Genomic DNA, 18,148 nt, shown 5'->3' with positions numbered 1-18,148 from the left:
CCGGCCGCCGCCGCGCGTTCGCGCACCCCCGCCGCCAGGCGCACCGCATCCGGCGCCGCCGGCTCGGCCTTCATGCAAGGACCGAGCGCGACCTCGAGCTTGCCTTCGGCGCAACCGTAGGGCCCGCCCGCCACCAGCGCCGCGCCGGCCAGCCGGTCCGAGTACGCGAAGTGCACCTGGGTCGCCATGTACGCGCCCGAGGACACGCCGGCCACCGCGACGCGCCCGGGATCGATGGCCAGGCGCGGCAGCGGCGGTGCCGTCGGCCCGGCGCAACCCGCGAGCAGCAGCATCGCCGCGAGCACGGCCGGCCGAGGCCCTGGAGTAAAAAGACGGGCCGCTTGCGCGGCCCGTAGGGATATTCCCCGGGGAAACTGGTTCATCAGAAGTCGTAGCGGGCCGACAGGCTGTACTGGCGCGGCGGGCCGTAGAAGCCGGTGATGACGCCGAGGGCCGCGTTGAGGTTGTAGCCGGTGGTCCGGTACTCCTTGTCGGTGAGGTTGCTGCCCTGCAGCGAGAAGGACCAGTTGCCGCCCGTGTTCCAGATCACGCCGGCATTGACCAGGCCGTAGCCGTCCTGGGTGATCGGCAGCGCGCCGGTGCGGACGATCTCGGTGGTGGCCACCACGTCGTCCTGGTAGCTGTAGCCCACGCGTGCAGCCAGGTTGCCGCCGTTGGCGAGGTCGGTGCGGTACTCGACGTTGATGGCGCCGGAGAACTCCGGGGCGTTGGTGAACTCCTGCTCGTCGGCGATGTTCAGGCCGGCGTAGATGAATTCGTCGTACTCGGCGTCGAGGAAGGCCAGGTTGCCGCTGACCAGCCAGTTCCGGGTCGGCAACCACTGGTACTCGACCTCCAGGCCCTGCACGGTGCCCTTGCCGGCGTTGGTGAAGTCGCCGAAGAAGGCGTCGTTGGTGCCGTCGCCGTTGCTGTCGTAGCTGGTGAACACCGACAGCTGGATGTCCTCGTACTTGTTGTGGAAGGCCGAGAGGTTCAGGAACAGGCGCTGGTCGAGGAAGGACATCTTGGTGCCCACCTCGAAGCTGTCCACGACCTCGTCGTCGAAGGGCTCGGCCGAGCGCGGCACGGCGGTGGCCTGGGCGCGGATGTTGTAGCCGCCCGACTTGAAGCCGCGGGTGGCGAGGCCGTACACAAGGATGTCGTCGGTGGCCTGGTAGCCCAGCGAGATCTTCGGCGCGACGTTGGTGAAGTTGATGGTGCGGTCGAAGTCGGCCACCACCGAGATCGGCGTGGTGTAGGTACGGTCGCTGTAGCCGCGGTTGAGCACGTCGGCGCGCTTGTCCTCGTCGGTCCAGCGCACGCCGGCGTCGAGCTTCCACTTGTCCGTGAGGTCGAAGCTCCAGTCGCCGTAGACCGCGATGGAGTCGGTGTACACGGTGCCCTGGGTGTCGCCGAACAGGAAGCCGAAGAAGTTGTTCAGCACCCGGCCGCCGGCCTCGCCGTCGAAGTAGTACACGCCCATCACGCCGCGGGCGCGGCCGCCGCTGTCGTAGTTGAACTGCAGCTCGTGGCTCACCTGCTCGTCGCTGTAGAAGGCCTTGACGTCGGCGATGGTGGCCTGGGTGGTGTCGAAGTCGATGTTGGTCTCGGTGTCCGACTCGCGGCGGGCGCTGATGAACTTGAAGCTCCAGTCGTCGCTGATGCGCCAGTTGGCCACGGCCGACACGCCGGTCATCGAGGTGTCGTTGACGTTGGGCATGCCGTTGCGCACGTCGTAGCGGCTGGCCATCGGCGGCGCGGTCGGCACGAAGCGGTTGGCGGCGAGCATCTTCGCGCCGCGCACGCCGGACTGGTCGTCCATCCAGTCGAAGGCGACCTGGATGTTGAAGTCGTCGCTGATGAAGGCGCCGACCTGGGCGCGCGCCGCCAGGATCTCCTTGTCGCTCACGTCCTGGCCGGTGACGGTGTTCTCGCCGAAGCCGTCGCGGTGCAGGCTGGCGACCGCGACGCGGGCACGCAGAGCGTCGGAGCCGAGCGAGCCGCCAATCGCGCCCTTCACGTCGAGCTGGCCGTAGTTGCCGACCGTGACCTGGGCCATGCCCGAGGTGTCGGCCGTGAGGCCGCGCGAGATGTACTTGATGGCGCCGCCGACCGTGTTCTTGCCGTACAGCGTGCCCTGCGGGCCGCGCAGCACCTCCACGCGCTCGACGTCGAAGACGTCCAGCAGCGCGCCCTGCGGGCGGGCGATGTACACGTCGTCGAGGTAGATGCCCACGCCCGGGTCCACGCCCCAGAGCGGATCGGACTGGCCGACGCCGCGGATGTAGGCGGTGACCGTGCTGCTGGAGCCGCGGGCGGCATAGACGGTGAGGTTGGGCACCTGCGCATCGAGGTCGCCGAGGTCGCGGATATTGAGCTTGTCGATGCTCTCGGCGGTGAAGGCGGTCACGGCCACCGGCACTTCCTGCAGCGTTTCCTCGCGCTTGCGGGCCGTGACCTGCACGGCGTCGAGGGTCACCGCCTCGCTGGACGGCGCCGCGGCCGGGGCCGACTGGGCCTGGGCCTGCACGGCCGCCAGGGACAGGGTGAGGCCGATGGCCAGGCTGAGGTGGTTGCGCTTCATTCGATATCCCCTTGCAACGCGGTGGGCAGGCCGGGATGGCCGCATGGCGTGAAGACTATGCGGCGGCCCGGGCCGGCGGCACCTGTACCTTGGTACAAGTGGCCGGGGCGGCGGCGGCTGGGGAGACTCGGGGCCTTGCTTGGAACCGGGGACCGAAGGCATGTCCTTCCTGATCGTGCTCGCCGCGCTGTGTTTCCTGATGCTGGTCGCCTACCGCGGCTACAGCGTCATCCTGTTCGCGCCGGTGGCGGCGCTGGGCGCGGTGCTGCTGACCGACCCGAGCCTGGTGGCGCCGATGTTCACCGGGCTGTTCATGGACAAGATGGTGGGCTTCCTGAAGCTCTACTTCCCGGTGTTCCTGCTGGGCGCCATCTTCGGCAAGCTGATCGAGGTCTCGGGCTTCTCGAAGTCGATCGTGGCGGCCACCATCCGGCTGTTCGGGCCGGACCGGGCGATGCTTTCGATCGTGGCGGTGTGCGCGGTGCTCACCTACGGCGGCGTGTCGCTGTTCGTGGTGGTGTTCGCGGTGTATCCGTTCGCCGCCGAACTCTTCCGCCAGGCCGACATCCCCAAGCGCCTGATCCCCGGCACCATCGCCCTGGGCGCGTTCACCTTCACCATGGACGCGCTGCCCGGCACGCCGCAGATCCAGAACATCATCCCGACCGGCTTCTTCGGCACCGACACCTGGGCGGCGCCGGTGCTGGGCACGATCGGCGGCGTGTTCATCCTGGCGCTGGGCATGATGTACCTGGAGTGGCGCCGCCGCGTGGCCCTGCGCGCCGGCGAAGGCTATGGCACCGAACTCAAGAACGAGCCCGCGCCCTTCGCGGGCGACAAACTGGCCAACCCCTGGGTGGCGCTGCTGCCGCTGGTGCTGGTGGGCGTCAGCAACAAGCTCTACACCGTGCTGATCCCGCGCATCTACGGCGAGAGCCACGAGTTCGCGCCTTCCGTGATCGGCAACGCCGCGCCGGTGGTGCAGGAAGTCAGCCGCATCGCCGCCATCTGGGCGGTGGAAGGCGCGCTGCTGACCGGCATCGCCGCGGTGCTGGTGCTGGCCTGGAAGCCGGTGACCGCGCACTTCGCGGAGAGCACGCAGCCGGCCATCGGCGGCGCGCTGCTGGCCTCGATGAACACGGCGTCCGAATACGGCTTTGGCGCCGTGATCGCCGCCCTGCCCGGCTTCCTGGTGGTGGCGAACGCGCTGGGCTCGATCCCGAACCCGCTGGTCAACGAGGCCATCACCGTGACCGCGCTGGCCGGCATCACCGGCTCGGCCTCGGGCGGCATGTCGATCGCGCTGGCGGCGATGGCCGACACCTTCATCGCCAACGCCAATGCCGCCGGCATCCCGATGGAGGTGCTGCACCGCGTGGCCTCGATGGCCAGCGGCGGCATGGACACCCTGCCCCACAACGGCGCGGTGATCACCCTGCTGGCCGTGACCGGCCTGACCCACCGCCAGGCCTACAAGGACATCTTCGCCATCACGATCATCAAGACGCTGGCGGTGTTCGTGATCATCGGCGTGTTCTACGCGACCGGGTGGGTCTAGGCCGATCGAGGCCGGCGCCGGTTCAATCCTTGGTGCGCGTCTTCGAGACGGCGGCCATGATGCCGACGCCCAGGATGACGATGCAGGTGATGCCGATATACACCGTGGGGATGCCCGCGGTGGCCATGGCCCAGGCCACGCCGCCGACGAGCAGCGCCAGGCCGAACAGGAAAAGTGCGAAAGACATGGTGCCGACTCCTTGGTGCCTCCGGGCAGGGAGCCGGCTCCAACGCCGCGCGGGCAGCGTGCATCACCAATAGCAGCCCGGCCCTGAATCCGCCGGGACCCGGCCCGGGGCCGGACGGTCGGGGTTCAGCGGGACTGGCGCCGCGGCGCGGACCTGCGGCAGCACCCTGTTCCGGAACACGCGGGCCGAGGAGTGGATCCGGGTCGCCATGGGCGCGTTCGACGCGCCCACGGCGACCCGGCTGGGGATTCACATCCCTGTCGCCGGGAGAAGCGGCGACGACGGCATCACGGACGAACTGGCCCGCATCCACACTGATTCAGTCGCGGACTTCGGTGCCTTGCGAACTCATGATCCGCCAACGGCCATCTTCGCGAACGAAGGTGTCGATGTAGCGGTGGCGGCGCTGGAAGGCCTTGCCGTCGGCGTCGGTGCCGCTGGTGTGGTAGACGCCGGTGACCATGCCGACGTCGCCGATCACGTTCACGCCCAGATCGGTGGTCCGCGCTTCCGACACCTTCATGGTGCCGACCTCGGCCACGGCCTCCTTCTTGCCCTGGGGCTGGCCCGTGCGCCCGCTGATACCGAGGAAGTCCTCGTGCAGGTTGCGTTCGAACCAGGTCTTGTCGCCCTTCATGTCGGCGATGTTCCACTCCAGGTCGAGGTAGGCAATCACGTCGGCATCGGTCAGCGCGTGGCCGGCGTTGCCGATCACGCGCCACTGCCCGCCTTCGCGCACGAAGTGATGGATGCTGCGCGCATAGTAGTGCATGGCAGCATCGCCCTCGCCCTCGGTGAACACGTTCCGATGGGTGACCAGCGCGCTGTCGCCGTTGCAGCTGATCGCGTAGAAATCGGACGTGGGCTGTGGTGAACCCGCGGCCTCGACTGCGCCGTCGATCGCGCTCTTCTTGTCACCGCCGCTGCCCGGCGTCAGGTCCAGGTAGGCATCGCTGTAGAGCGCCTCCAGCGCCTTCCTGTCGCCGCGGATGGCGGCGTCGCTCCAGGCGTGGTCGATATTCTCGAGGGCCGCCTGGTCGGCCGCGCTGCAGGCGGCGTGGGCGGAGCCGGTGAACGCCAGCGCGAGGCTGGCTCCGATGGCAAGCAGCTTCATGAGCTTTCCCCTGGTCACGGGGAGACAGTCCCCGCGTGCGGCGAACCTACTCCCCGCGGAGAGTGGCCACAACAAAGGATTTGCAGTCCAGCAATGAAACGCAAAAGGAAGTTTCGTACGGACAATCGCGACGTTCGCGGCCAACGAAACGACCGGCAATCAGCGACTTGGCAGCCGACGCTCGCCTAATCCGGCGGCCGCGCCACCGGCAACTTCCAGCCGCGGCGGATCGCGGAAAGGCGAAGCCCGGTGCACGTGACCACGCCCGCCACCACCACCCAGGCCACCGGCAAGGACTGCGCCGTGCCCAGCACCACCACGCCCGCACCCACCAACGCGGCGACCGCGTACAGTTCGGCCTTGAGCACGGTGGGCACCTGCGCCACCAGCACGTCGCGCAGCATGCCGCCGCCGATGCCGGTGAGCATGCCCAGCAGCATCGCGCCCACCGGGCCCAGGCCGAAGGCCTGCGCCTTCAGCGCGCCCGCCACGGCGAACACGCCCAGGCCGAGCGCGTCGATGCTTTGCACCGGGTTGCGCCAGCGCTCGATCGCCCCTGCGCGCCAGAACGTGAGCAGCCCCGCCGCGATCGAAATGGCGACGTAGCGCCAGTCCTGCAGCGCCGCCGGCGGCGTCGCGCCGATCATGGTGTCGCGCATCACGCCGCCGCCGTTGGCCGCCACGAAGGACAGCACCAGCACGCCGAACAGGTCGAGCCGGTGGCGCACGCCGACCAGCGCGCCACTGAGCGCGAACACGAAGGTGCCGACCAGGTCGAGCGTGACGAGCAGATAGTCCATGCGGGGCTCCCTTGGCCGGGCACTTTACCAGCGCGGCGCGGCCTCCAGGCCCGCCGGCACCACCCACGCCACGTGTCGGTCACTGCCAGCGTCACCATGCCAGAGCGCCCAGCCAAATCGCTCCAGCAGGCGCTGCACCAGCGCCCGCCCCAGCCCGAACCCGCCGCCTTCTCCGGCATCGGCCAACGGATTGGCCAGGCGAAGCCCGCGCGCTTCGAGCACGACCTCGACCCCACCGGGGCCGCCGTGCTGGATGGCGTTGAGCAGCAGGTTGGCCAGCACGGTCTCCACCACTTCCGCCGGCATCGGCCAACGCACGTCGTCGCTGATCGTTCGTATGAACCGCTGCTGCCTGGTCGCCGCCAGCGGCTCGAACTCTTCGAGCAGCAACGCCAACACCGGCGCCACCGCGCAATGGACACCCGCCGGCGGTGGCCCGGCGGTGCCCAGCCACAGGGCGGCATGGCTCGCGCGCGCCAGGCGATCCTGCGCGCGCTGCAGGCGCTGCCAGGCCTGCGCATTGCCGCGGTCGGCGCCGAGCAGCGCCAGGCTGGTGCGCGCCGACTGCAGCGGCGTGCGCAGCTCGTGCGCGAGGAAGGCCAGCGTTTCCCGCTCGCGCTCCAGCGCGGACAGGCGGCCCTCCCAGGCCTCGGCGCTCAGGCGGGCCAGTTCGCTGAACTCGTGGATGGCTTGCTGGCCGGCGAGCGCCCGCAGCTGCGCCGGGCCGTCGGCGTCCATCACGCGCGCCAGCAGATCACCCGCCTGACGCGACACGCCGCCGACGAAGCGTCGCGCCAGCGCATAGGCCATCAGCGCAAGCACGGCCGCCGCCAGCAGCAGCCAGGGCCAGCCCTGGGCCAGCGCGGCGTTGACGTTGAGCTGGTCGCTGACGTCGTAGCTGACCAGCACCCGATGGCCCGCGCGGTCGCGGCTGGCCATGACGTGCACGTAGCGGCCATCGTCGAGGCGGAACTCGCGGATGGCGCCATCGCGGAGACCGTCCATGCGGCGTCGCAGCGCCGGCGACGCCTGGTCCTCGCGCACCGCTTCGAACCGGGCCGGCAGGTCCGGCGCCCGCGCCGCCTGCGCGACGGATCGCGAGGCCTCGCGCAGCTGGCGGTCGATGAAGGCGTCTTCCAGCATGTACAGCAGCAGCACCGAGACGAGCGCGAAGCCGGCCAGCAGCGACAGTCCGAACACGATCCACTGGCCGGCCAGCACGCGGGCCAGGCTGCGCCGGCGGCTCATGCCTTCGGCCCGAAGCGATAGCCGATGCCGCGCTCGGTGTGGATCGGCGCCTCGCTGAACCGGTCGAGCAGCGCCTGGCGCAACAGGTAGACATGGGTGCGCAGGGGGTCGCTGCCCGGCGGTTCGTCGCCCCAAAGCCCCTCCGCAAGCGACTGCCGGCTGACCGGGCGCGGGTGCGCCTGCATCAGGCGGCGCAGGATGGCGAGCCCGGTGGCGTGCAGCTGCAGCGGGCGCCCGGCGTGCGACAGCACGCCCGCCTGCAGGTCCAGCGCGTAGTCCTCCACCACCAGCATCGGCCCGGCCTGGGTTTCCGCCCCGGCCAGGGCGTGGATGGCGCGGATCCGCGCCAGCAGCTCGGCCGGCGCGAAGGGCTTGACCATGTAGTCGGCGGCGCCGGCATCGAAGCCGCGCAGCTTGTCCTCGAGCTCGCCGCGCGCCGTGAGGAAGATCGCCGGGGTCGCCAGGCCGCGTTCCTTCCGAAGTTCGCGGCACAGCGAGATGCCGTCCTGGCCGGGCAGGTTCACGTCGAGCACCAGGAGGTCGAAGGACGCCTCGGCGACGCGGGCGCGGGCCTCGCCGGCGCTGCCGGCGAAGTCCACGCGCAGGCCGTGGGCCTCGAGGTAGTCGCCGATGCCGGCGGCCACGTCCAGGTCATCCTCCACCAACAGCACCCGGATCGAGTCGGACACCACGTTCAAGGCCTCCCGCGCACTTGCGGCGATGATCGCTCAATTCCGCGCCAGCTGCTGCAGGCGCCAGGCCTCGCCAAGCTCCCACTGCATCGCCGCGACCACCGCGTGCATCAGCAGCAGGTGCTTGCTGGGGCGCGGCGACGCCGCCTTCTGCGCCAGGGCCGCGGCTAGGCCGTCGCGATGATAGGTGGCCAGCAGCTGCACCGCGACCTCCTCCCCCGTGGCCTGGCGCGGCACCGGCTCGTGGCCCAGCGCGCGCACCATTTCCTCCGCCACCGACCACGTGGACCAGGGGTTCTGGCCGGTGACCAGGCGGCCGTCCACCACCGTGTTCTCGACGTACATCGGGGCTTCCACCACGCCGCCCGACTGCCGGGCCAGCTCGTCCTGCAGCAGGAAGCCGAAGGCCTCGCGCGCATTCTCTATCAGGAACAGCTCTTCCGCGTTGGTGAAGCCGGTGACGCGCCGGCCGGCCAGCAAGGGCCGGCCATCGGCCAGTTCAATGCCCAGCAGCGCCGCCGGCCCGTGGCAGACCGCGCCCACGACGCCGCGCGGGTGGATGTCGCGGACGATGCGGGCGATGTCGGCATTACCGGGGAAGTCGAACATCGCGCCCTTGCCGCCGACGAAGTAAACGGCGTCATAGCGCGTGGGGTCCACGTCGGCCAGCCGCAGCGTGTCGGCCAGCTTGGCCTGCGCCCCGTCGTCGTTGAGGAAGGCGTAGTCGGCGTCAACAAGGCCATCGTCGAGCACCTGCGGCGGCGAGCCGCCGCGCGGGCTGGCGATGTCGACCTCGTAGCCGTTGGCCACGAACACCCAGTACGCGCGCGAGAGTTCGGTGAGCTCATAGCCCGCCTTGCGGCGCTCGCCGTCGAAGCGCGGCGTGCTGGACAGCACCGCCAGCACGCGGCCCCGCTTCTCCGTCACCCCATTGCGGACGAAGTCGAGGTCCGAGGCCCGGGCCGAGGGATTCCCCTGCGGTTCGAGTTCAAGGTCCAGGCTCGCCACGTAGCCGTAGCCCACCGCCGCCACCAGCAGCCCCAGCGCCAGCAGGATGCCGGCGGCCCATTTGAGTTTCCTCATCATCGCCATGCCTCGATTCGCGCCCCCGCGGGGCCAGTGCGCGCAAACTACCGGGGCAAGGTCAAACCACCGTCAATCGGGCACGTGGATGCGCGCCTTGATGTGCTTGAGGTTGGCGACGATGGTGAAGGTCATCACCACCAGCAATGCCCACGAGCTCCACTTGCCCACGTGCACCGCGGCCCAGGCACCCAGCTGGTTCGGGTAGCTCCAGACGTGGAAGAAGGTGCTGATGTTCTCGGCGATCCAGATGAAGAAGCCGATCAGCACGAAGGCCAGCAGCAGCGGCATGCGGCGGTCGCGGTCCAGCGGGCGGAACACCACGGTCGAACGCGCGTACAGGCCCAGCGCCGCCGCGGCCAGGTACCAGCGGTAGTCGCCGATGTAGTGGTGGGTGAAGAAGTTGGCGTAGATCAGGATCGCCACCAGCGCCGCCATCCAGTGCGGTGGATGGTGCAGCACGCGCAGGTCGAACAGGCGCCAGGCCTGGATGATGTAGCTGCCCACCGCCGCGTACATGAAGCCCGCGAACAGCGGCACGCCCATCACCTTGGTCACGCCGGCGTCGGGATAACTCCAGGAGCCGATCGACGGCGAGGTCTTGAACACCTCCAGCGCGAAGCCCACGGCATGGAACAGGCAGATCGCCTTGAGCTCGTCCCAGGTCTCGAGCTTCGCCAGCAGCATGAAGGCCTGGATCGCCAGCGCCGCGACCAGCAGCACGTCGTAGCGCGCGATGCCGAACAGCCCCTCGCGCGGCACGGTGAACACGGCGGCGAAGAACAGCACCACGAACAGGCAGGCGCGCGCCTCCTTGATGCCGAAGTACAGGAACTCGCGCAGGAAGCGCGGCAGCCGCCCGAGCCAGGGATGCGGGCGTTGCCCGGTCAGGTGGTCGTCGATGGCGGCGAGCGTGGGGACGTTCACGGTGCCCGGCGCCTCAGGGCTTGGGGATGCGGATCGTCTTGCTGATCATCAGCGAGCCCGAGACGGCGTACAGCAGCGCCAGCGGGTGCAGCTCCCAGCCGAAGCGCACGCTGCCGAACCAGATCGCGTCGCCGATGCGGCCCTGCCAGGCCGCCGCCGCCAGCACCACCACCAGCGCCAGGCTGGTCGGGATCGGCGTGCCTTCGAAGTAGCGCACCTTGCCCTCGGCGCCGGCCAGCGACTCGGCGGTGACGTTGTAGCGCGCGAGCCGGCTCACGCCGCAGCAGACGAAGTAGGACAGCACCACCCAGTCCCAGCCGCCCTGCATGCCGCAGGCGTAGGCCAGCGCGGCGGGCGCGACGCCGAAGGAGATCACGTCCGAGAGCGAGTCGAGTTCGCGGCCCAGCGTGGAGGCTGTGTGCCGGTGGCGCGCGACCCAGCCGTCGAGCGCATCGAAGATGAAGGCCAGCGGGATCAGCGCCATGCCCCACAGCAGGTCCGCCGTGCGCCCGTCCTGCAGGAAGCGCATCGCGGCGAAGACCGCGCCGGTCCCGCAAAAGGCATTCCCCAGCGTCAGCCAGTCGGCCAGGTGGAACCCGCGGATCATCGAGAAGTGGCGCTTCATGAGTCGGTGGCTGCGGCATCCTCGGCGCGCGCCCCGGCCTTCAGGTCGAAACACGTCGGGCCGATGCCGTGCGGGAACCGCTTGTCGAGGAAGCGATTGGTCGACGCCTTCGAGGAATCGGTGACGAAGGTGGCGCAGAGACGGAAGCTGCGGTCGCTGGTCACGGTGTAACCGTAAGGCTCGCCGCTCACCGGGTCGGCGACCGCGATGCGGACGCCGGGCCGTGATGCCAGCACCCCGAGGTCGGGGGGCAGCGCGCCGTTCTCCTTCCGATACTCGCGGATGGCGGAATCCAGGCGGGCGATGTCCTGCTGGCGACGCTCATCCAGCCGCAGGTCACGCTGGGCACCCGGCGCACCGATGGTCCACAGCCCCGCGCCCAAGGCAAGCGCCACCACGCCCGTGGCGACGATGAGCAGCGTGCGACCCGGCCGCGCGGCGCTCATGCGTCCGCCTCGTCGCGACGCAGGTCCCACAGGTAGTACGCGAGCACCGAGCCGGCGATGGCCAGCACCACGCCCACCTTGAGCAGGAAGCGCAGCGTCGCCTCGCCCGACAGCAGGCCGTTGACCAGCGCGATCATGTCGCCGAGCAGCACGCAGGCGGCCACGAACAGCGTCAGGTAGGTCAGCCACCGCCGCACCACCGACAGGCGCTTGGCGGGATGGCTGCGCTGCTCGCGGGCCACCAGGTTGGCCAGGAACAGGAACACCGGGAAGGAAATGATCAGCGCGGCCGTGGAGAACCGGATCGAATCCGTCAGCTGGGCGGCGCGGTATTCATTGTCCGCCGGGTCCGGCAGCCCGAGGTTGAGCAGGTCGAACAGCAGGCTGCCCAAGTGAAAGGCGAACAGGTAGAGCGTGACGAACAGCGTCAGGTACAGGAAGGCCTCGCGCGCGGACAGGTAGGCCCGCGGGCGCGGCACCGGCACCGGGAAGGCCTGGTCGGCGTACACCGACAGCGCCGCCTTGGCCTGCTCCAGCGGCCAGCCGGCCGTCACCAGGGCCTGCTCGATCTCGCTGCGCGGCAGGCCGCGGACCAGCGCATCGCGCACGAAGACATCCAGATCCTGGGACGCGTTGGCCATGGCTTGCTCGGCTGGGGGGATGCCAAGACTCTACCAGCGCCTGCTTCCCTGTAGGAGGGACTTCAGTCCCGAAGCTTTTCGGCGAAGGGCTTCGGGACTGAAGTCCCTCCTACAGGGATCGGGCAAAGAAAAAGCGGGCCGAAGCCCGCTTTTTCGTGTGTTGCCCGGGGACGGGGGCTTAGACGCCCTCGCCCTCTTCCACGGCCTTGATGGACAGGCGGATGCGGCCCTGCTTGTCCACTTCCAGCACCTTGACCTTGACCATGTCGCCTTCCTTGAGCTTGTCGGAGACCTTCTCGACGCGCTCGTTGGAGATCTGCGACACGTGCACCAGGCCGTCCTTGCCCGGGGCGATGGTCACGAAGGCGCCGAAGTCCATGATCTTGGCGACCTTGCCTTCGTAGATGCGGCCCGGCTCGACGTCGGACGTGATCTGCTCGATGCGCGCTTTCGCGGCCTGGGCGGCAGCAGCGTTCACCGAGGCGATGACGATGGTGCCGTCGTCCTGGATGTCGATCTGGGTGCCGGTTTCCTTGGTGATGCCCTGGATGGTGGCGCCACCCTTGCCGATCACTTCGCGGATCTTGTCCGGGTGGATCTTGATGGTGAGCAGGCGCGGCGCGTACTCGGACAGCTCCGAGCGCGGCGCGGTGATGGCCTTGGCCATCTCGCCGAGGATGTGCAGGCGGCCGGCCTTGGCCTGGGCCAGCGCGACCTTCATGATCTCCTCGGTGATGCCGTCGATCTTGATGTCCATCTGCAGGGCGGAGATGCCGCCCTCGGTGCCGGCGACCTTGAAGTCCATGTCGCCGAGGTGGTCTTCGTCACCCAGGATGTCGGACAGCACGACGTAGTCGGCGCCTTCCTTCACCAGGCCCATCGCGATGCCGGCGACCGGCGCCTTGATCGGCACGCCGGCGTCCATCAGGGCCAGCGAGGAACCGCAGACCGAGGCCATCGACGAGGAACCGTTCGACTCGGTGATCTCCGAGACGACGCGGATGGTGTACGGGAACGACTCCATCGACGGCATCACGGCCTGGACGCCGCGGCGGGCGAGGCGGCCGTGGCCGATCTCGCGACGCTTCGGGCCCATCATGCGGCCGGCTTCACCGACCGAGTACGGCGGGAAGTTGTAGTGGAACAGGAAGTGGTCCTTCGACTCGCCTTCGACGGCGTCGATGATCTGGCCGTCGCGCGCGGTGCCGAGGGTGGCGACCACGATGGCCTGGGTCTCGCCGCGGGTGAACAGCGAGGATCCGTGGGTGCGCGGCAGCACGCCGGTCTTCACGGTGATCGGGCGCACGGTGTCGAGCGCACGGCCGTCGATGCGGACCTTGGTCTTGAGCACGGAGTCACGCATGGTGCTGTACTCGAACTCGCCGAATTCCTTCGACAGCTCGGCCAGGTTCCAGCCGTTGGCCTCGGCCTGCGGCTTGAGCGACTCGATGACTTCCTTCTTCAGCGCCGAGATGGCGTCGCGGCGGGCCAGCTTGTCCTTGATCTGGAACGCGGCCGACAGCTTGTCGCCGATGGCGGCCTTGAGCGCGTCGATCGGGGCCTGCGCCTTCTCGGGCGCCTTCCAGTCCCAGCGGGTGACGCCGACTTCGGCGACCAGCTCGTTGATGGCCTTGATGACGGTCTGCAGCTGCTGGTGGCCGAACATCACGGCGCCCAGCATCACGTCTTCGCTCAGCTCCTTGGCCTCGGACTCGACCATCAGCACGGCGCCCGCGGTGCCGGCGACGACCAGCTCGAGGTCGGAGGTCTTGAGTTCGGTGGTGGACGGGTTGAGCAGGTACTTGCCGTTGGCGTAGCCGACCTTGGCGGCGCCGATCGGGCCCGCGAACGGGATGCCCGACAGGGCCAGCGCGGCGGAGGCGCCGATCAGGGCCGGGATGTCGCCGTGGATCTCGGGGTTCATCGACATCACGGTGGCGATGACCTGCACTTCATTGCGGAAGTGCTCGGGGAACAGCGGGCGGATCGGGCGATCGATCAGGCGGGAAACCAGGGTCTCGCGCTCGGTCTGGCGGCCTTCGCGCTTGAAGAAGCCACCCGGGATGCGGCCACCGGCGTAGAACTTCTCGATGTAGTCGACGGTGAGCGGGAAGAAGTCCATGCCTTCCTTCGCGTTCTTGTTGCCGACCGCCGTCACCAGCACGACGGTGTCGTCGAACTTGACGATGACCGAGCCACTGGCCTGGCGGGCGATCTCGCCCGTCTCGAGGGTGACCTGGTGCTGACCGTACTGGAACGTCTTGGTTACTTTCGCCACGATGATGTTTTCCTCTTTGCGGATTCAGACCGGCGGGCACCCTGCCCGGCGGTTTCGCATCCGGGGTTTCGAGCCCCCCAAATGCAACGCGGCGCATTTCTGCGCCGCGTCTTTATTGCTTGCCTTAGCGGCGCAGGCCCAAGCGCTCGATCAGCGTCTGGTAGCGCGCCTGGTCCTTCTTCTTGAGGTAACCCAGCAGCGAACGACGCTGGTTGACCATCTTGAGCAGGCCGCGGCGGGAGTGGTGGTCCTGCTTGTGGGCCTTGAAGTGGTCGGTCAGGTGGTCGATGCGGGCCGAGAGCAGGGCGACCTGGACTTCCGGGGAGCCGGTGTCGTTGGGGACGCGCTTGAACTCTTCGATGATCTTGGCGGAATCGATGGACATGGTGTTTTCTTCTCGGTGATGCGCAGCCTGCAGGAACGTCGCCAGGATTGGCGCCGCACCGCGTGGCCCGCCGGTTGGGAGGTGCTTGTGAAAGCCGCGAAAGTTTAACGGAAGCGGCCTTTGCGGACAAGGCTTTAGGCGGCCCGGCCCGGTCCGGGCGCGGGCTTCAGGACGCGGAAGCCCAGCGGAACAGGCGCTTGGGCCAGAGTTGGCCGTCTTCACGCCATTCGCCGAGGCCCAGCGAACGGCCGGCTTCGTCCAGCAGGTTCACGGTGGAGGGCTTCGGGACTGAAGTCCCTCCTGCAGGGGCCTCGCCGGCCCCCTGTGGGAGGGACTTCAGTCCCGAAATGGCCTGGCCCTGCCCCAACCGGCGCGCCTCGTCCGGGCCGACCACGGCCGCCGGCCAATGGGCCAGGCCGGCCTCGACCGGCAGCAGCAGCGCCTCCAGCGCCGCCTCCCCGCCGGCCGCGGCCGTGGCCTCGAGGGCCTCGAAGGTGTGCATCACAGGCGGGTTGAAGGGTTCGACCCAGGTCCGCCGCAGCGCGGTGATGTGGGCGCCGCAGCCCAGGACCTCGCCCAGGTCGCGGGCCAGGCTGCGGATGTAGGTGCCCGAGCCGCAGGTCACGGCCAGGCGCAGGCGGTCGCCGTCCAGCGCCAGCAGGTCGATGGCCTCGATGTCCACCTCGCGCTCGGCCACCTCGATGGCCTCGCCGCGGCGGGCCTTGGCGTACAGCGGCTCGCCGCCCTGCTTCAGGGCCGAGTAGATCGGCGGGCGCTGCAGGATCCGGCCCAGGAAAGGCCGGAGCGCCGCCTCGACCGCGGCGCGGTCCAGCGCCGGCACCAGCCGCTCGCGCAGCACCTGGCCATCGGCGTCGTCGGTGTCGGTGACCTGGCCCAGGCGCACCTCGGCTTCATAGGCCTTGCGGCCCCCCAGCAGCAGGCCGGCGATCTTGGTGGCCTCGCCGAAGCACAGCGGCAGCAGGCCGGTGGCCAGGGGATCGAGCGCACCGGTATGGCCGCCCTTTTCGGCGCGGAACAGGTGGCGCACGCGCTGCAGGGCCTGGTTCGAACTCAGGCCGGCGGGCTTGTCGAGCAGCAGGATGCCGTCGAGCGGGCGGAAGACGGTGCGGCCCACGCGCGGGCCTCAGTCCTCGGCGGGACCGGGCGGGTTGTCGCGCAGCAGCTGGTCGATGCGCTCGCCCTTGTCGACCGAATCGTCGTAGAAGAAATGGATCTCGGGCACGTGGCGCATGCGCACGGCCTGGCCCAGGCGGTAGCGCAGCTCGGGCGCGATTTCCTTCAGGCCCTTCACGGCGGCCGGGCCCTGCTCGCCGATCAGCGCGGTCACGAAGACCTTGGCGTGGGCCAGGTCGCGCGTGACCTCGACGTCGGACACGCTGACCGAGGGCAGGCCGTGCTCGCGCACGGCCTGGTGCACGATCTGGCCGATGTCGCGCCGCAGCTGGGCGGCGACGCGGTCGGTGCGATGGAAGCTCTTCTTCGCCATGGGCTCGCGCGCGCCTTACAGCGTGCGCTGGACCTCGATGCGCTCGAAGCACTCGATCTGGTCGCCCGGCTGCACGTCGTTGTAGGCCTTCACCGCGATGCCGCACTCGGTACCCGAGCGGACTTCCTCGACGTTGTCCTTGAAGCGACGCAGCGACTCCAGCTCGCCCTCGAACACCACGACCGAATTGCGCAGCACGCGGATCGGCTTGTTCTTGCGCACGGTGCCCTCGACCACGAGCGAACCGGCGACCGCGCCGAACTTGGAGCTGCGGAACACGTCGCGGACCTCGGCGATGCCCAGGATCTCCTCGCGGATCTCCACGCCCAGCAGGCCGGAGGCGACCTGCTTCACCTGGTCGATGACGTCGTAGATGATCGAGAAGTAGCGCAGGTCGAGGCCGTTGGTCTCGATGATGCGGCGGGCGCTGGCGTCGGCGCGGACGTTGAAGCCGATGATCACGGCCTTCGAGGTCGCGGCCAGGGTGGCGTCGGACTCGGTGATGCCGCCCACGCCCGAACTGATCACGTTGATCTTGATCAGGTCGTTCGACAGCGCGACCAGGGCCTGGCGCAGCGCCTCGACCGAACCCTGCACGTCGGCCTTGACCAGCAGGTTGAGGTTGGCCTGGTCCTTGTCCTGGCCCATCGAGGCCATGATGTCTTCCATGCGCGAACCGGCGGTGGCGACCAGGCGCGACTCGCGGCGCTTGGCGTCGCGCTGCTGCGCGACTTCCTTGGCCAGGCGCTCGTCGGCCACGACCACGAAGTCGTCGCCGGCGTCGGGCACGCCCGACAGGCCCAGCACCTGCACCGGGATCGACGGCTCGGCCTGGTCGGTCTGCTTGCCGTTCTCGTCGAACAGCGCGCGGACACGGCCGTAGTGCACGCCGCAGACCAGGTAGTCGCCCTTCTTGAGCGTGCCCTGCTGCACCAGCACGGTGGCGACCGGGCCGCGGCCCTTGTCGAGCGCGGATTCGATGACCACGCCGGTGGCGCGGGCGTCGTACACCGCGGAGAGCTCCATCACCTCGGCCTGCACGGCAATGGCTTCCAGCAGCGCGTCCACGCCCATGCCGGTCTTGGCCGAGATCGGCACGAACTGCACGTCGCCGCCCCACTCTTCCGGCACCACTTCAAGCTTCACCAGGCCCTGCTTGACGTTGTCCGGGTTGGCTTCCGGCTTGTCCATCTTGTTCACGGCGATCAGCAGCGGCACCTTGGCGGCGCGCGCGTGGTTCACCGCTTCCACCGTCTGCGGCATCACGCCGTCGTCGGCCGCGACCACCAGCACCACGATGTCGGTGAGCTTGGCGCCGCGGGCGCGCATGGCGGAGAACGCCGAGTGGCCCGGGGTGTCGAGGAAGCTGATGACGCCGCGGTCGGTCTCGACGTGGTAGGCGCCGATGTGCTGGGTGATGCCGCCGGCTTCGCCGGTGGCGACCTTGGTGCGGCGGATGTAGTCGAGCAGCGAGGTCTTGCCGTGGTCGACGTGGCCCATGATGGTGACCACCGGCGGACGGGTCTTGCGCTCGCCCTGCACGTCTTCCTGGTGCGCGACCAGCGCGATCTCGGCGTCGTCCTCGTTGGCCTTGCTGGCGCGGTGGCCGAGTTCCTCGGTCACCAGCACGGCGGTGTCGTGGTCGATGACCTGGTTGATGGTGGCCATCACGCCCATCTTGAACAGCGCACGCACCACTTCGCCGCCCTTCATGGCCAGCTTCACGGCCAGGTCGGCCACGGTGATCGAATCACCGATGTAGACGTCGCGGACGATCGGCGCGGTCGGGCGCGAGAAGCCGTGCGCGCCGCTGGCGGTGCGCGAGGGCTCCGGGCCGCGGAGCTTGGTCTTCTTGCGGTTGCCGGCGGCGCCGCGGCGGGCGCGCTCGGAATCGGTGAGGTGCAGCTGGCCGGCGGCGAAGCGGCTGGCCTGGCCCTCGTCGCCCTCGTTGTCGACCATGGCGTGCGAACCGCGCACGGTCTTGCCCTTAGGCGGCGTCTGCTTGGCGGCGCCGGGACCGGGCTTGTTCGGACCGGTGGGCGCCGGGCGCGCGGCCGGGGCCGGCTTGGGCGC

18 protein-coding genes and 1 pseudogene are annotated in these 18,148 nt (G+C 69.4%); 1 reads left to right on the top strand and 18 read right to left on the bottom strand.

All coding sequences use genetic code 11. The features are described from left to right. The coding region (locus tag Q0C12_RS11805; protein WP_290890509.1) for a PHB depolymerase family esterase at nt 1–293 on the bottom strand (293 nt) is incomplete at its 3' end. 89 nt (nt 294–382) lie between these two features. Next, on the bottom strand, nt 383–2,584 hold the full coding sequence (locus tag Q0C12_RS11800; RefSeq protein WP_290890508.1) for a TonB-dependent receptor: 2,202 nt from the start codon (nt 2,582–2,584) through the stop codon (nt 383–385). Between the two features lie 160 nt (nt 2,585–2,744). Here Q0C12_RS11800 and Q0C12_RS11795 point away from each other — a divergent pair, with 160 nt between their 5' ends. Further along, nucleotides 2,745–4,142, top strand: a complete 1,398-nt coding sequence (locus tag Q0C12_RS11795) for a GntP family permease (RefSeq protein WP_290890507.1) — start codon at nt 2,745–2,747, stop codon at nt 4,140–4,142. A gap of 22 nt (nt 4,143–4,164) precedes the next feature. Here the strand turns inward: Q0C12_RS11795 and Q0C12_RS11790 are convergent, their stop codons facing one another. The 16 genes and pseudogenes from Q0C12_RS11790 to infB form a co-directional block, all read right to left on the bottom strand. Further along, nucleotides 4,165–4,329 carry a hypothetical protein gene (locus Q0C12_RS11790; protein ID WP_290890506.1) on the bottom strand — a complete coding sequence of 55 codons (165 nt, stop codon included), beginning with the start codon at nt 4,327–4,329 and terminating at the stop codon, nt 4,165–4,167. 319 nt (nt 4,330–4,648) lie between these two features. Continuing rightward, nucleotides 4,649–5,443 (bottom strand): nuclear transport factor 2 family protein, encoded by a 795-nt coding sequence (locus tag Q0C12_RS11785; protein ID WP_290890505.1) that lies wholly within the window; start codon nt 5,441–5,443, stop codon nt 4,649–4,651. Between the two features lie 185 nt (nt 5,444–5,628). Next, on the bottom strand, nt 5,629–6,243 hold the full coding sequence (locus Q0C12_RS11780) for a trimeric intracellular cation channel family protein (protein ID WP_290890504.1): 615 nt from the start codon (nt 6,241–6,243) through the stop codon (nt 5,629–5,631). Nucleotides 6,244–6,267: 24 nt separating this feature from the next. After that, the gene (locus Q0C12_RS11775; RefSeq protein ID WP_290890503.1) at nt 6,268–7,491 is read right to left on the bottom strand and encodes a hypothetical protein; all 1,224 of its coding nucleotides are present in this window, start codon (nt 7,489–7,491) and stop codon (nt 6,268–6,270) included. Beyond that, nucleotides 7,488–8,180, bottom strand: coding sequence for a response regulator transcription factor (locus Q0C12_RS11770; protein ID WP_290890502.1), 693 nt, complete (start codon nt 8,178–8,180; stop codon nt 7,488–7,490). The genes Q0C12_RS11775 and Q0C12_RS11770 overlap by 4 nt, the downstream gene beginning before the upstream one ends. 39 nt (nt 8,181–8,219) lie before the next feature. Then, on the bottom strand, nt 8,220–9,266 hold the full coding sequence (locus Q0C12_RS11765) for a type 1 glutamine amidotransferase domain-containing protein (RefSeq protein WP_290890501.1): 1,047 nt from the start codon (nt 9,264–9,266) through the stop codon (nt 8,220–8,222). Nucleotides 9,267–9,338: 72 nt separating this feature from the next. Next, the gene (locus Q0C12_RS11760) at nt 9,339–10,193 is read right to left on the bottom strand and encodes a DUF817 domain-containing protein (protein WP_290890500.1); all 855 of its coding nucleotides are present in this window, start codon (nt 10,191–10,193) and stop codon (nt 9,339–9,341) included. 13 nt (nt 10,194–10,206) lie between these two features. Continuing rightward, nucleotides 10,207–10,818, bottom strand: a complete 612-nt coding sequence (gene pssA / locus Q0C12_RS11755; protein WP_290890499.1) for a CDP-diacylglycerol--serine O-phosphatidyltransferase — start codon at nt 10,816–10,818, stop codon at nt 10,207–10,209. After that, a complete protein-coding gene (locus Q0C12_RS11750) occupies nt 10,815–11,264 on the bottom strand; it encodes a hypothetical protein (RefSeq protein WP_290890498.1) in 450 nt (149 codons plus the stop codon). Before Q0C12_RS11750 ends, pssA begins: the two co-directional genes overlap by 4 nt. Next, nucleotides 11,261–11,905, bottom strand: coding sequence for a DUF5671 domain-containing protein (locus Q0C12_RS11745; RefSeq protein ID WP_290890497.1), 645 nt, complete (start codon nt 11,903–11,905; stop codon nt 11,261–11,263). The genes Q0C12_RS11750 and Q0C12_RS11745 overlap by 4 nt, the downstream gene beginning before the upstream one ends. A gap of 178 nt (nt 11,906–12,083) precedes the next feature. Continuing rightward, on the bottom strand, nt 12,084–14,183 hold the full coding sequence (pnp, locus tag Q0C12_RS11740) for a polyribonucleotide nucleotidyltransferase (protein WP_290890496.1): 2,100 nt from the start codon (nt 14,181–14,183) through the stop codon (nt 12,084–12,086). Nucleotides 14,184–14,307: 124 nt separating this feature from the next. Next, a complete protein-coding gene (gene rpsO, locus Q0C12_RS11735; protein WP_034209934.1) occupies nt 14,308–14,568 on the bottom strand; it encodes a 30S ribosomal protein S15 in 261 nt (86 codons plus the stop codon). Nucleotides 14,569–14,734: 166 nt separating this feature from the next. Continuing rightward, nucleotides 14,735–14,962: a tRNA pseudouridine(55) synthase TruB gene (locus tag Q0C12_RS14880; RefSeq protein ID WP_343212460.1), complete on the bottom strand. Its 228-nt coding sequence runs from the start codon at nt 14,960–14,962 to the stop codon at nt 14,735–14,737. 9 nt (nt 14,963–14,971) lie between these two features. Further along, nucleotides 14,972–15,703: pseudogene (gene truB / locus Q0C12_RS11730) on the bottom strand (tRNA pseudouridine(55) synthase TruB); the annotation flags it as partial. A gap of 9 nt (nt 15,704–15,712) precedes the next feature. After that, a complete protein-coding gene (gene rbfA / locus Q0C12_RS11725) occupies nt 15,713–16,075 on the bottom strand; it encodes a 30S ribosome-binding factor RbfA (protein WP_290890494.1) in 363 nt (120 codons plus the stop codon). Between the two features lie 15 nt (nt 16,076–16,090). Further along, the coding region (infB, locus tag Q0C12_RS11720) for a translation initiation factor IF-2 (RefSeq protein WP_290890493.1) at nt 16,091–18,148 on the bottom strand (2,058 nt) is incomplete at its 5' end.

The sequence above is a fragment of the Arenimonas sp. genome, from assembly GCF_022842045.1.
Classification (GTDB): domain Bacteria; phylum Pseudomonadota; class Gammaproteobacteria; order Xanthomonadales; family Xanthomonadaceae; genus Arenimonas.
The sequence above is the reverse complement of the archived record's forward strand: the minus strand, read 5'-3'. Positions and strand labels throughout refer to the sequence as shown.

Coding starts and splice junctions, on each gene's coding strand:
- Q0C12_RS11800 (WP_290890508.1), bottom strand. CDS start 2,584: ATGAAGCGCAACCACCTCAGCCTGGCCATCGGCCTCACCCTGTCCCTG.
- Q0C12_RS11795 (WP_290890507.1), top strand. CDS start 2,745: ATGTCCTTCCTGATCGTGCTCGCCGCGCTGTGTTTCCTGATGCTGGTC.
- Q0C12_RS11790 (WP_290890506.1), bottom strand. CDS start 4,329: ATGTCTTTCGCACTTTTCCTGTTCGGCCTGGCGCTGCTCGTCGGCGGC.
- Q0C12_RS11785 (WP_290890505.1), bottom strand. CDS start 5,443: ATGAAGCTGCTTGCCATCGGAGCCAGCCTCGCGCTGGCGTTCACCGGC.
- Q0C12_RS11780 (WP_290890504.1), bottom strand. CDS start 6,243: ATGGACTATCTGCTCGTCACGCTCGACCTGGTCGGCACCTTCGTGTTC.
- Q0C12_RS11775 (WP_290890503.1), bottom strand. CDS start 7,491: ATGAGCCGCCGGCGCAGCCTGGCCCGCGTGCTGGCCGGCCAGTGGATC.
- Q0C12_RS11765 (WP_290890501.1), bottom strand. CDS start 9,266: ATGAGGAAACTCAAATGGGCCGCCGGCATCCTGCTGGCGCTGGGGCTG.
- pssA (WP_290890499.1), bottom strand. CDS start 10,818: ATGAAGCGCCACTTCTCGATGATCCGCGGGTTCCACCTGGCCGACTGG.
- Q0C12_RS11750 (WP_290890498.1), bottom strand. CDS start 11,264: ATGAGCGCCGCGCGGCCGGGTCGCACGCTGCTCATCGTCGCCACGGGC.
- Q0C12_RS11745 (WP_290890497.1), bottom strand. CDS start 11,905: ATGGCCAACGCGTCCCAGGATCTGGATGTCTTCGTGCGCGATGCGCTG.
- rpsO (WP_034209934.1), bottom strand. CDS start 14,568: ATGTCCATCGATTCCGCCAAGATCATCGAAGAGTTCAAGCGCGTCCCC.
- rbfA (WP_290890494.1), bottom strand. CDS start 16,075: ATGGCGAAGAAGAGCTTCCATCGCACCGACCGCGTCGCCGCCCAGCTG.